Source organism: Rhodothermales bacterium, assembly GCA_039944855.1.
GTDB lineage: Bacteria > Bacteroidota > Rhodothermia > Rhodothermales > JANQRZ01 > JBBSMX01.
The window spans coordinates 76,057-88,374 of record JBDUXZ010000013.1; the positions used below are offsets into that span (position 1 = coordinate 76,057).

Consider the following 12,318-nt stretch of genomic DNA (forward strand, 5'->3'; position numbering starts at 1 on the left):
TATTGCGCTCTGCTTTACGCCCGACACCTCGTTCCCCCCGGTAGAAAGAGGGGGGAAAGCCGCAGGGAGCAGCCGCGTGTCCGATGGAACGAATGGGCTAGGCCGGAGGTCAGACCCCGTGCCCCTCTCCGCTGCTGCCCGCCGGGCGGCTCCCTTCTCTACTCGCTGCCATGCTCGCTCTCCACCGGCCCACCCTGCTCCTCCTCAGCCTCGTCGCGACCCTGTTGCTCCTCGTGTCGCTGATCGCCGGGTAAGGGACGCGGCGAAAACGGAGACGGCCGCAGCACTCCTTCGCGCTGCGGCCGGCTAAATCGGTTCTCGGGTTCGCTCCCGCTTAAGCGTCGGCGGCTTCGAGCTTGGCGGCGGCGTCTTCCCACCGCTTCATCAGGTCCTTCATCTCCGTCTCGACCGTGGCGAAGGCCTGCATGGTTCTCTGGAACGCCTCGGCCTGCTGGTAGAAATCCGGCTCGGCGAGCTTCGCTTCGAGCGTGGCCTTCTCCTCCTCTTTCGCCGCGATCTCGTTTTCGAGCTTCTCGACGAGGCGGCGCAGCAGCGTCGGGTCCTGGATTTTCGCAGCGGGCTTCCCATTCTGGAGGGCTTGGTAGAGCCGGTTGCGCTCCTCGGCCTCGCGCCGCTTCTGCTCTTTCGACTTCTTTCCGCCACCGGAAGGTTTGCTGCCGGACGAGGCGGGTGCGGCCGGGGCGGATTGCCCGTCGCCGCCGGAATGGGCGCGCGCCGCCGCGGGGGCCTTTCCCTGCTCGCGCTGCCAGAGGTAGTCGGAGTAGCCGCCCTCGTACACTCGGACGCCGCCGTTGCCGACCCACCAAACGCTCGTCACGATCTGGTCGAGGAAGTGACGGTCGTGCGAGACGACGACGAACGTGCCGGCGTACTGCCGGAGCGCCTCGACGAGCACGGCCTTCGAGGCCATATCGAGGTGGTTCGTCGGCTCGTCGAGGATGAGGAAGTTGGCGGGGGAGAGGAGCGTCCGCGCGAGCGCGAGCCGGCTCTTCTCGCCGCCGGAGAGCACGCCGACGGGCTTGAACACGTCGTCGCCGGTGAGGAGGAACGCGCCGAGGAGCGAGCGGAGCGCCGTCTCGGATTGCCCATCGGCGACGCGACGGAGCGCCTCCAGCGCGGTCAGCTCGTGGGGGATCGTGTCGGCCTGGTGCTGGGCGAAGAACGCCGGTTGGACCTCGTAGCCGAGTTCGCGCGCGCCGTCGAAGTCCTCCTTCCCGTCGAGGATGCGGGCGAGCGTGGACTTGCCGGCGCCGTTCTTCCCGATGAGCGCGATCTTGTCGCCGCGCTCGATTTCCAGCGCGTCCGCGTTTTTGAACACCTCGACCGTGCCGCCCTCGGGGTTCGGGTACGACTTCGAGAACTTCGAGACAGAGAGGACCGTGCGGCCGGAGCGCGGCGGCTCGGGGAAGCGGAAGCGAATCGCGGCCTCCTCCTGCGGCGGCGGCGGGATCCGCTCCATCTTCTCCAGCATCTTGATGCGGCTCTGCGCCTGCTTCGCCTTCGTCGCCTTCGCCCGGAACCGCTCGACGAACCGCTCCATCTGCGCGATCTCGCGCTGCTGATTGTCGTAGGCCGACTGCTGGAGCGCGCGCCGCTCTTTCCGCTCTTCGAGGTAGAACGCGTAGTTCCCGGCGTACTCGGTGATGCCGCCGCCGTAGAGCTCGGCGATGCTCGTCACCATCCGGTCGAGGAAGTAGCGGTCGTGCGAGACGAGGACGACGGCGCCGGGGTAGCTCTTGAGGTAGCCTTCGAGCCAGTCGATCGACTCGATGTCGAGGTGGTTCGTGGGCTCGTCGAGGAGGAGGACGGAGGGGTTCTGGAGGAGGAGCCGCGCGAGGGCGACGCGCATCCGCCAGCCTCCGGAGAACGTCCGCAGCGGCCGGGCCATGTCGTCGTCGGAGAACCCGAGGCCGGAGAGGACCGACTCCGTCTTCGGGCGGATGAGGTGCGCCTCCATCCGGTCGAGGTCGGCCTGCGCGCGCGTGAGCGCTTCGACGCGCTTCATGTAGGCGTCGGAGGCGTGGTCCTCCATCGCTTCCATCTCGGCGGCGAGGCGGTGGACCTCGTCCTCGCGGCGGAGCACGGCGGCGAAGGCGTCGAGCGCGGCGTCGAGGACCGTCGTCTCGCCGGGCATCTCCTGCACGTCCTGCGTGAGGTAGCCGACCGTCGTCCCGCCCTCGGACGTGACGTCGCCGCCATCCACGGGCTGCAACCCGGCGATGACGCGGAGGAGCGTGGACTTTCCGGCCCCATTCGGCCCGACGAGCCCGGTGCGGACGCCCGGCCGGACGGTCCACGTCAGCCCGTCGAGCACGAGCTGCCCGCCGAAGGCAACAGAGATGTTGGTGAGGTAGAGCATAGGATCTGGGCTGCGGAGCCCGACAGCATACGGCCCGGCAGCGCGTTTCGGCAGCCGGGCCGCGTGAAACGTCTGCCAGATTCGTCAGAGGCGGGCGCGCAGGTAGCGAGCGAGGAGCGCGTGTCCACGCTCGGAGAAGTGGATGCCGTCGCCGTAGCGGTACAACGCGGCCGGGTCGGAGACGCCGTCGAATGCCTCGGCCGCATCGTAGAACGGGAGGCCCTCGGCGGCAGCGGCTTCGCGGAGGCGGCGCTGCGGCTCGAAAGAGTCGGCCGGCGCGTCCGCTCGGAGTTGCGCTTCGTACGGGAGAGCGACGAGGTCGAGCCGGACGCCGTGCTCGGTGGCGATGCTGTCGAGCGCACGGAGGCTCGACGCGGCCGACGCGAAGGCGCTATCCGACGTGTAAAACGCCCGGTCGTGACGGTAATACGCGAGCGGCCGGTCCGCGAACGTCGCCTTCGCCCACTGATAAGTCCGAACGTGCCGTCGCAGGAAGTCGAACAGCAGGCCTTCGCTCGCCCGCACGGTGGGCGCGGTCGTGCCGACCCACTGCCGGGGCGCGTACGCGTCGTTGAGGCACCAGAAGACGGTGACGCGCCCGATGTCCGGCCGCTCGTTCAGCAGGGCGTCGAGGAGGGTGACGTAGTCGGCGGCCTGATAGCCGATGAGGGACGGGTTGAGGACGACGGTCGTATCCAGCGCGGCGGCCACCCGCCCGGCGAACGTCGAGTCCGCGGCGACGCCGGGCCCCATCGTGACGGAGTCGCCGAGGAAGAGCCAGCCCGGCAGCGGAGAGCCCGCCCTTTCATGCGAGGGCGCGTACTGCCAGAAGCCCTCCGCATCCACGGTGCGCGCTACCCCGCCGCTTCGCCCCGTAGCGTACGGGCGGAGGCCCGGGGTCGATCCGAACCGGCCGTTCTTGGCCAGCCGGGCGTCCGAACCGAGCGGGCGGATCTCGGGGAGGGCGAGCCGCACGCACCCCTCGATGCCGAGGAGGAGGCCCGCCGTGACGGCGAGGTTGATCGCGAGGAGGCGCAGCACGCGCAGGCTAGTAAGCGTTCTCGTGGACGAACCCTTTGAACAGGGTCAGGAACACGATCTTCACGTCGAGCCACAGCGACCAGTGCTGGATGTAGTACAGGTCACACTCGATCCGCTTCTCGATCGACGTGTTGCCGCGCCAGCCGTTCACCTGCGCCCAGCCCGTGATCCCGGCCTTCACCTTGTGGCGGAGCATGTAGTGCGGGACGCGCGTCTTGAATTCCTCGATGAAGATGGGCCGCTCCGGGCGCGGGCCGACGACCGACATGTCGCCCCATAGCACGTTGAGGAACTGCGGCAACTCGTCGAGGCTCGTCCGCCGGAGGAACGCGCCGACGGGCGTCGCGCGGTTCTCGCCGGGCCGCGCCCACACGGCGCCCGTCCCGGCCTCGGCGTTGACGGGCATCGAGCGGAACTTCAGCATCTGGAACGTCCGCCCGTTGAGCCCCATCCGCTCCTGCCGGTAGAACACGGGGCCGGGCGAGGAGAGCTTGACGGCGGCGGCGATGACGAGGAAGAGTGGGGCGAGGAGGAGGACGACGACGGCGGCGAACGCGATGTCCGCGCTCCGTTTCACCACGCGGCGGAAGTCGAACGGTGTCTCGTCGATGAGGTGGATGATCGGGAGCCCGTCGATGTCCGAGACGCGGCTGTTGAGGATCATCTCGAACTGGAAGAGGTCCGGGACGAGGCAGATGTGGGCGAGCCGCGTTGCGGCGGCGTCGATGAGCGCTTCGATCTTGGTGCCGGCCCACGACGGGAGGCAGAGGTAGACGAGGTCCACGCCCCGGTCCTCGGCCGCGAGCCGGTCCATCACCGGGATGAGGTCGTCGAGCGTACCGAGCACGTCGGGCGCCTCGGCGTGGTCGTCGAGGAAGCCGACGACTTCGAAGCCCATCCACGGGTACTGGCGGAAGGCGTTCGCGAGCCGCTGCCCCGCGCGCCCGGCCCCGACGACGAGCACGCGGCGGAGGTTTTTGCCCTGCTGCCGCGCCCGGTGGAGCACGGCGTAGATCACTAGCCGGAGTAGGACGAGCAGCGTCGAGGTCAGCACGCCGAACGTCAGCATGTGGAGCCGCGAGAACGAGAACTCGCGGTAGAAGAACACCGCCGCCACGCTCGCGATGAGCCCGAAGAAGACGGCCCGCGCCACGGAGAACACGACGAGGGGGAGGCGCTGTGCGCGCCGCGTCCGGTAGAGCCCGGAGAGGAGGAACACCGCGCCCCACACCACGAGCACGCCGGGCAGGTACGCGAGGTACCGCGTGAGCGGGATCCATTCCGGCGGCGTCAGCACCTCGAATCGGATGACCCAGGCCAGGACCCACGCCACCGCGATCAGGCCGAGGTCGGCCACGAACAGGAGCCGTTGGAGCAGGCGGCTGCGCTCTTTCAACATGCTGCGTACCCTAGTGACACCAGAAAAGAAGAAACCGGGCGGAATATACAGCCGCGCCGCGCCGTGCGCGACGGGTCGCCGCTCGCTCCTCCGCCGACCCCGTACGGTTAGTGGTCCTCGGCCGATACGTCTCCTTTCTCGGCGACGGCGTCCGCGAGAGGGCGGAGCTTGGCGGGGTGGGTGGCGCGGATCAGCGCCCGCGCGAGCGTCTCCGTCGAGTCGATGAGCGGCAGGCCCTCGAACGACGCCTCGGGCACGGCGAGGGGCAGTTCCGTGCAGCCGAGGATGACGGCGTCGGCCCCGCGCTCGCGGAGGTGGCGGATGCCGCGGAGGAGGTGCTCCCGCGCCCGCTCGGTCGGCGGATCGCTCTGCGCTTTGATCCCCCACACGGGGTCGAAGATGACGGGGTTGATGACCTCGTTCTGGAAGTCCCACTCGGGGTCGACGGCTTCGAGCCCGATGCGCTCCAGGGCGTCGGAATGGAGCCGGTTCCGCAGCGACGAGTTCGTCGCCAGAATCCCGACGCGCCGCGCGCCGCGCTCCCGCGCCACATCCGCGCAGGCGTCGATCATGTTGAGGAGGTCGATCGCCCGGCCCTCAGCCGCCATCGTCTCGCGGAGGACGTCGAAGATGACGGGGGCGTGGGCCGTATTGCACGGCATCCCCGCGACGGAGCAGCCCGCGTCGTGGAGCCGCCGGAGGACTTCGGCGAGGGCGGGGACCGGGTTCGGTTTTGACTGATCGGCGATGTACGTCGAGCGGTCGGGGAAGTGGCCGGGGTACGAGATCAGCGCGACCGGGAGGTGCTCTTGGTCGGCGGCGGCCACCGTGTTGTCGAAGACCTTCTTGACGAGGTCGAGGCCGGCGTAGGGGCCGAGCCCGCCGATGACACCGATGGCGTTGCGTTCGTTCATCGCGCAGGGAGAGATTGAGAGGAGGCGGGGTGAAGAGGCGACGGGGTCGGGCGGAATCGGCCCGCTGCCGCGTGAAAGCCACGCGAAAAGCGTGCCCGCGCAGGATGGGATGAGGCAGGGTAGGGGAGCCTGAACGGCGAAAGGTAGGGGTCGGCGGCCGATTGGTGCGCGCCGAACCGGCCGCGCGAGGTTTTAGGGTCCGCCGCGTCGTTGACAGGGGGCCGTCCGAACCGCTATTTTTCTGTTCTCTCTGCGCGTGGCGAGCCGCGCCTGCCGCCGCAGTTTCCACCCCGTGCCCGGTGGTGTAATGGCAGCACAGCACTCTTTGGAAGTGCTTGTGGAGGTTCGAATCCTCCCCGGGCAACTCCCCCGTCCTTCCGACCGCCCGATACCGCCCGCCGCGGGCCTCCGCGCGCAGGCTTTTTCTTTACGGACCCGACCGTCGAGCCCCCCTCATGGCGCTCTCGAACGACCTCCCGATCTCGCTGTTCGCCGGGCGCTCTAACCCGGCGCTCGCCCGAGCCATTGCGCGGGCGTACGGTCAGGAGTTGGGCGACGTCACGATCAAGAACTTCTCCGACGGCGAGATCTACGTCCGCTACGAGGAGTCCATCCGCGGGTCCGACCTCTTCATCATCCAGTCCACGCCGCCGCCGTCGGAGAACTGGATGGAGCTGATCTTCCTGGTTGACGCGGCGCGGCGGGCCAGCGCGGGGCGGATCACGGCCGTGATGCCGTACTTCGGCTACGCTCGGCAGGATCGGAAGGACCAGCCCCGCGTCTCGATCGCGTCGAAGGCCCTCGCCAACATCCTCACGACGACGGGCGTCGACCGGGTCCTGACGATGGACCTCCACGCCTCCCAGCTCCAGGGGTTCTTCGACATCCCCGTCGACCACCTCTACGGGTCGGCCGTCCTCATCGAGCACCTCCGCGAGCACGCGGCCGATGACCTCGTGGTCGTGGCCCCGGACGTCGGCTCGCTGAAGATGGCCCGCGCCTACGCCAAGCGGCTCCACGCCGACCTCGCCCTCATCGACAAGCGGCGGCCCCGGCAGAACGTGGCCGAGGTGATGAACATCATCGGCGACGTGAGCGGCCGCAACGTCCTCCTCCTCGACGACATGGTGGACACGGCGGGCACGCTCGTCTCCGCCGCCGCCGCCCTCCGCGAGGCCGGCGCGCTCGACATCCAGGCCGCGGCCACGCACGCGCTCCTCTCCGGCCCCGCCTACGAGCGGATCGAAGGCTCGGAGATCAGCAGCGTGCTCGTCACCGACACCGTGCCGCTGAACCGGACCTCGGAGAAGATCCGCGTCGTCTCCGTCGCCGAGCACTTCGCCGACGCCATCCACCGGATCTACGCCGACGAGTCCGTCTCCACCCTCTTTATCCCCTGACGCGAGGGGCGCGGGGCCCAGCCCGCCGCGCCCGTCCGCTGACTCTACTACCACCGACCGAACCCGAACGATCATGGACGCTATCAAGCTCGAAGTCAAGCCGCGCGAGACCGGCAAGCGCGCCGCCAAAGAGATCCGCCGCGCCGAGGAGGTCCCCTGCGTCCTCTACGGGCAGCACACCGACCCCGTCCACTTCCGCGTCGGCGTGCTCGACATGCGCCCGCTCATCTACACGGCCGAGACCCACGTCGTCGCGATCGACGTCGACGGCGAGCACCACGAGGCGATCGTCAAGCACATCGACTTCCACCCCGTCACCGACGTCCCGATCCACGTCGACTTCCTCGCCCTCACCGCCGGTGAGACGATCGACATGACGATCCCGATCGTCACCGTCGGCACGGCGCCGGGCGTGAAGGCGGGCGGGCTCCTCTCGCAGCCGCTCAACGAACTCCAGGTCCGCTGCCTGCCGAAGGACATCCCCGGCCACATCGAGGTCGAGGTCGGCGAGCTGGAGATCGGCGACTCCGTCCACGTCTCGGACCTCACGGTCGAGAACGTCGAGATCCTCACCGACCCCAGCCGGACCGTGATCACGGTGACGGCGCCGCGCATCGAGGAGGAGCCCGAGGAGGAAGAGGGGCTGCTGCTCGAAGGCGAGCTGGCCGAGGGCGAGGAGCTGCCCGAAGGCGAGGAGGCCGAAGCGGGCGAGGACGAAGCCGAAGGCTAAACCCCCCGTCCCGTGCGCGACCCGCACGCCGACCCATTGCACGCTACGAGCAGGCCGGGAGGCCGCCCTTCGGGGTGCCTCCCTGGCCTGCTCGCGCGTCTGTGGCCTGTCTCCACCGCGCCCACCGATTCCGAACCCCCTGCGATGGCACGCGCTCGGCGGCTCATCATCGGGCTCGGCAACCCCGGCCCGAAATACGAAGCCACGCGGCACAACGCCGGCTTCCTCGTCGCCGACGCCGTCGCGGCCAAGACCGGCGTGGCGTTCGACGACAGCAGCGGGCCGTACGTGCTCGGCGCGGGCAGCTACCGCGGCACGCCCTTCGCCGTCGCCAAGCCGATGGACTTCATGAACCGGAGCGGCACGGCGGTGAAGAAGCTGATCGGCCGGTTCGGGCTGGAGCCCGACGACGTGCTCGTCGTCTACGACGACCTCGCGCTCGACCTCGGGCAGATCCGCCTGCGCGGGAAGGGCGGGGCCGGCGGCCACAACGGCGTGCAGGACATCATCGACGCCCTCAATTCGGCGAATTTTCCCCGGCTTCGCATCGGCATCGGCGCTAGCTTCCCACGCGGTCAGCAAGTCGACTTCGTGCTCGCGCCCTTCGCTGAGGAGGAGCGGCCCGTGATCGAGGGCGCCGTGGAAGACGCCGCCGAGGCCGCGCTCGTGTTCGCGAGGGAGGGCCTCGTCCCGGCGATGAACCGCTTCAACAGGAAGTAACGACCCGTACAGCGTAAGACGTGAGGGTGCCCGCCGAGCGCCTCGTCCCGGCACCCTCACGTCTTGCGCTTCACGTTTTCACCCCTCTCACCCGAACCCAACCCCGTTTCTCATGGAGCTTGAAACGTTAATCTCCTACTTCGTACCGATCGCGGGCCTGCTCGCCCTCGGCTACGCGTTCATCCGCGCCCAGTGGATCAGCAAGCAGCCCGTCGGCACCGACCGGATGGCCGAGATCGCCGGCGACATCGCCGAGGGCGCGCAGGCGTTCCTCCGCCGCGAGTACCGCGTGCTCGTGGTCTTCGTCGCCGCCGTCGCCGTGCTCCTCGCGTTCGCCAACATGGGCCGCGTGGACTCCTCGCCGCTGATCGCGCTCTCGTTCGTCGTCGGCGCGTTCTGCTCGGCGCTCGCCGGCTTCATCGGGATGCGCGTCGCCACGAAGGCGAACGTCCGCACCACGAACGCCGCGCGGACCGGCCTCGGCCCCGCGCTCAACGTCGCGTTCTCGGGCGGGCTCGTAATGGGGCTCTCCGTCGTCGGGCTCGGCGTGCTCGGGCTCAGCGTGCTCTTCCTCGTCTACCAGGGCATCTTCGTCGACGAACTGGGCGTGCCGAACATCGCGACCGTCATCAACGTGCTCGCCGGGTTCTCGCTCGGCGCCTCGTCGATCGCGCTCTTCGCGCGCGTCGGCGGCGGCATCTACACGAAGGCGGCCGACGTCGGCGCCGACCTCGCGGGGAAGGTCTACGAAGGCATCCCCGAGGACGACCCGCGCAACCCGGCGACGATCGCCGACAACGTGGGCGACAACGTGGGCGACGTGGCCGGCATGGGCGCCGACCTCTTCGAGAGCTACGTCGGCTCCATCATCGGGACGATGGTGCTCGGCGCGGCCTTCATCCCGACGCTCGTGGCCGAGGGCGGCATGCCGCTCGGCGCCGTGCTGCTCCCGCTCGCGCTCGCGGGCGTCGGCATCATCGTGTCCATCATCGGGTCGTTCTTCGTCAAGGTGAAGGAGGGCGGCAATCCGCAGCGCGGGCTCAACATCGGTGAGTTCGGCGCGGCGGCGATCATGGCGATCCTCTCGTACTTCATCATCGCCGCGATGCTGCCGGCCGAGTTCGAAGCGACGACGCCGATCGTCGGCCTCTTCAACTACTCGGCGCTGGGGATCTACTTCGCCGTGCTGATCGGGCTCGCCTCCGGCGTCGCGATCGGCCTCATCACCGAGTACTATACGGCGACGCACCGCGGCCCCGTGACGGGCATCGCGAAAGCGAGCGTGACGGGCTCGGCGACGAACATCATCTCCGGCCTCGGCGTCGGGATGTACTCGACGGGCGGCCCGACGATCGTGCTCGTGCTCGCCATCATCGGCGCCTTCAGCGCGGCGGGGCTCTACGGCATCGCGATCGCCGCGCTCGGCATGCTGTCGGTGACGGGCATCCAACTCGCCGTCGACGCTTACGGCCCGATCTCGGACAACGCCGGCGGTATCGCTGAGATGGCCGAGCTCCCGCCGGAAGTCCGCGAGCGGACCGACCTCCTCGACGCCGTCGGCAACACGACGGCCGCGATCGGCAAGGGCTTCGCGATCGGGTCGGCGGCGCTCACCGCGCTCGCCCTCTTCGCCGCGTTCATGCAGCAGGCGCAGATCGAGACGATCAACGTCGCCAACCCCATCATCCTCTCGGGCGTGCTGCTCGGGGCGATGCTGCCGTTCGTGTTCTCCGCGATGGCGATGAACGCCGTCGGCCGCGCGGCCGGCGACATGATCAAGGAAGTCGGCCGGCAGTTTGCCGAGATCCCCGGTCTCCGCGAGGGCACGGCGAAGGCCGACCACAAGCGCTGCGTCGACATCTCGACGAAGGCGGCCATCCGCGAGATGGTCCTCCCGGGCCTTCTCGCCGTCTCCGTCCCCGTCCTCATCGGGTTCATCGACAAGAACATGCTCGGCGGGCTCCTCGTCGGCGTGACGGTCACGGGCGTGCTCATGGCCATCTTCCAGTCGAACGCCGGTGGTGCGTGGGACAACGCGAAGAAGCGGATCGAGTCCGGCATCACGATCGACGGCGTCCACTACGGCAAGGGCACCGAGGTCCACAAGGCCGCCGTCGTCGGCGACACCGTGGGCGACCCGCTGAAGGACACGTCGGGCCCGAGCCTGAACATCCTCGTCAAGCTCATCGCGGTTGTGGCGCTCGTCATCGCGCCGCTCCTCGTGTGATAGTCTGAACTGGCGTAGGGCGACCGGCCGGTCGCCCCGACTACCGGAGCCCGGTCCCGCTACCTGCGGGGCCGGGCTCGTGCGTTTTTTCCGCTCCACCCCTCCCGTTGTGCGTATCAGGCGCGATTTATATATTCGGATTTATCAGTAACTAACCTTGTTGTGTCATGAAAAAGATTGTCAGGTGGGGCGGAATCGTGTTCGGAGGGCTGCTGCTGACGATCCTCCTCGTCGGCGGCGCGATGTACGTCGTCGGGGGATCGAACCTCGGGCGGACGTACGACGTGCCGACGCTCGCGTCGCTGGACGTCCGGGCGGACTCGGCGCACCTCGCGCGCGGCGCGCACCTCGCCACCATCTACGGCTGCAACGATTGCCACGGCGAGAACTTCGCCGGGCAGGTGATGGCCGATGCGCCGCCGTTCCGCATCGTCGCGTCGAACCTGACGGCGGGCGCGGGCGGCCTCGGCGCGCGCTACTCGGTGGCGGACTGGGACCGGACCGTGCGCCACGGCGTGAAGCCGGACGGCCGCTCCGTCTTCGTCATGCCGTCGGCCGCGTTCCACCGCGTCGCCGACCGCGACATGGAAGCGCTCATCGCGTACCTCCAGACGATCCCGCCCGTCGACAACGTGCTGCCGCCGACCGAATTCAAGCCGGTCGGCCGGATCATGGCTGCGACGATGGCCGAGGACCTCGCCTTCGAGGTGCGCTCGGAGCCGGCCCGCGCCGACCGGCCCGAGCCCGGCGTGACGGTCGAGTACGGCGAGTACCTCGCCGGGGTCTGCGCGTATTGCCACGGGGACGACATGGAAGGCATGCTGGAGCCACCGGGCCCGCCGGGGATGATCCCCGCGCCGTCGCTCGTCGCCACCGGCGGGTGGTCGCTCGAAGCGTTCGAGCACACGCTGCGGACGGGCGAACGGACCGACAAGGCCGATATCGACCCCGAGTTCATGCCGCTCGCGCTGACGAGGCCGATGACCGATGAGGAGATCCGTGCGCTCCACGCCTACTTCGCCTCGCTGTACGCATCCCGCGCCGGTGCCTGACCACGCGGACGGCCTGACCACGCGGAGGGATCGCAGTGGCGACGCGGCGGGATGCAGCGAAAACGCATCGGCATGCGGATCGGAATGGCGCTACCTTTGGGGACGGACACGTCTTCACTCGCTCTCACGTCCCTATGGCTGCACCGTCAACCCCGTCGCCCGTCGCCTCGGCTCCCACGCCGCCCGCTGAGGCCCCGCCCTCGGCTGCGGCCGTGAAGCGCCGTCGCTGGGTGCTCCTCGGCATCGCCGGGTTCTTCCTCCTCCTCGCGTTCTTCAGCGCGCTCGACCCCTTCGGCGAGAAGGGGTACGTCGGCATCTCGCACGGCGACCACACGCACTATGTCCCCGAGGACCGGGACCCTGACGTGTCGATCTCGAACTTCCCCGGCACGCCACCCGGCCCGAACGAGCGGATCCTGCCCGACGGCCGCGTGGTGCCCCGCGAGTAGCGCGGA

Annotated in this window: 10 protein-coding genes and 1 tRNA gene; 7 read left to right on the top strand and 4 right to left on the bottom strand. The window is 69.2% G+C overall.

The window, feature by feature from the left end:
- Positions 1–334 precede the first annotated feature (334 nt).
- The 4 genes from ABJF88_07110 to ABJF88_07125 form a co-directional block, all read right to left on the bottom strand.
- Complete coding sequence (locus tag ABJF88_07110; protein MEP0546682.1) at positions 335–2,380, bottom strand: ABC-F family ATP-binding cassette domain-containing protein; 2,046 nt, start codon at positions 2,378–2,380, stop codon at positions 335–337.
- Between the two features lie 84 nt (positions 2,381–2,464).
- On the bottom strand, positions 2,465–3,421 hold the full coding sequence (locus ABJF88_07115) for an SGNH/GDSL hydrolase family protein (protein MEP0546683.1): 957 nt from the start codon (positions 3,419–3,421) through the stop codon (positions 2,465–2,467).
- Between the two features lie 7 nt (positions 3,422–3,428).
- On the bottom strand, positions 3,429–4,820 hold the full coding sequence (locus ABJF88_07120) for an undecaprenyl-phosphate glucose phosphotransferase (GenBank protein MEP0546684.1): 1,392 nt from the start codon (positions 4,818–4,820) through the stop codon (positions 3,429–3,431).
- 107 nt (positions 4,821–4,927) lie between these two features.
- Complete coding sequence (locus ABJF88_07125) at positions 4,928–5,734, bottom strand: amino acid racemase (GenBank protein ID MEP0546685.1); 807 nt, start codon at positions 5,732–5,734, stop codon at positions 4,928–4,930.
- Positions 5,735–6,027: 293 nt separating this feature from the next.
- Between ABJF88_07125 and ABJF88_07130 the strand changes: the two genes are divergently transcribed.
- The 7 genes from ABJF88_07130 (at position 6,028) to ABJF88_07160 (ending at position 12,312) form a co-directional block, all read left to right on the top strand.
- Positions 6,028–6,098 (top strand) — tRNA-Gln (locus tag ABJF88_07130).
- Between the two features lie 91 nt (positions 6,099–6,189).
- Entirely contained in the window at positions 6,190–7,134 is a 945-nt protein-coding gene (locus ABJF88_07135; GenBank protein MEP0546686.1) for a ribose-phosphate pyrophosphokinase, read from the top strand.
- 73 nt (positions 7,135–7,207) lie between these two features.
- A complete protein-coding gene (locus ABJF88_07140; GenBank protein MEP0546687.1) occupies positions 7,208–7,864 on the top strand; it encodes a 50S ribosomal protein L25 in 657 nt (218 codons plus the stop codon).
- 144 nt (positions 7,865–8,008) lie between these two features.
- Positions 8,009–8,584, top strand: a complete 576-nt coding sequence (pth, locus tag ABJF88_07145; protein MEP0546688.1) for an aminoacyl-tRNA hydrolase — start codon at positions 8,009–8,011, stop codon at positions 8,582–8,584.
- A 112-nt stretch (positions 8,585–8,696) separates the two neighbouring features.
- Positions 8,697–10,811 carry a sodium-translocating pyrophosphatase gene (locus ABJF88_07150; protein MEP0546689.1) on the top strand — a complete coding sequence of 705 codons (2,115 nt, stop codon included), beginning with the start codon at positions 8,697–8,699 and terminating at the stop codon, positions 10,809–10,811.
- 167 nt (positions 10,812–10,978) lie between these two features.
- Positions 10,979–11,863: a c-type cytochrome gene (locus tag ABJF88_07155; GenBank protein MEP0546690.1), complete on the top strand. Its 885-nt coding sequence runs from the start codon at positions 10,979–10,981 to the stop codon at positions 11,861–11,863.
- A 134-nt stretch (positions 11,864–11,997) separates the two neighbouring features.
- On the top strand, positions 11,998–12,312 hold the full coding sequence (locus tag ABJF88_07160; GenBank protein ID MEP0546691.1) for a hypothetical protein: 315 nt from the start codon (positions 11,998–12,000) through the stop codon (positions 12,310–12,312).
- The last annotated feature ends 6 nt before the right edge of the window (positions 12,313–12,318 follow it).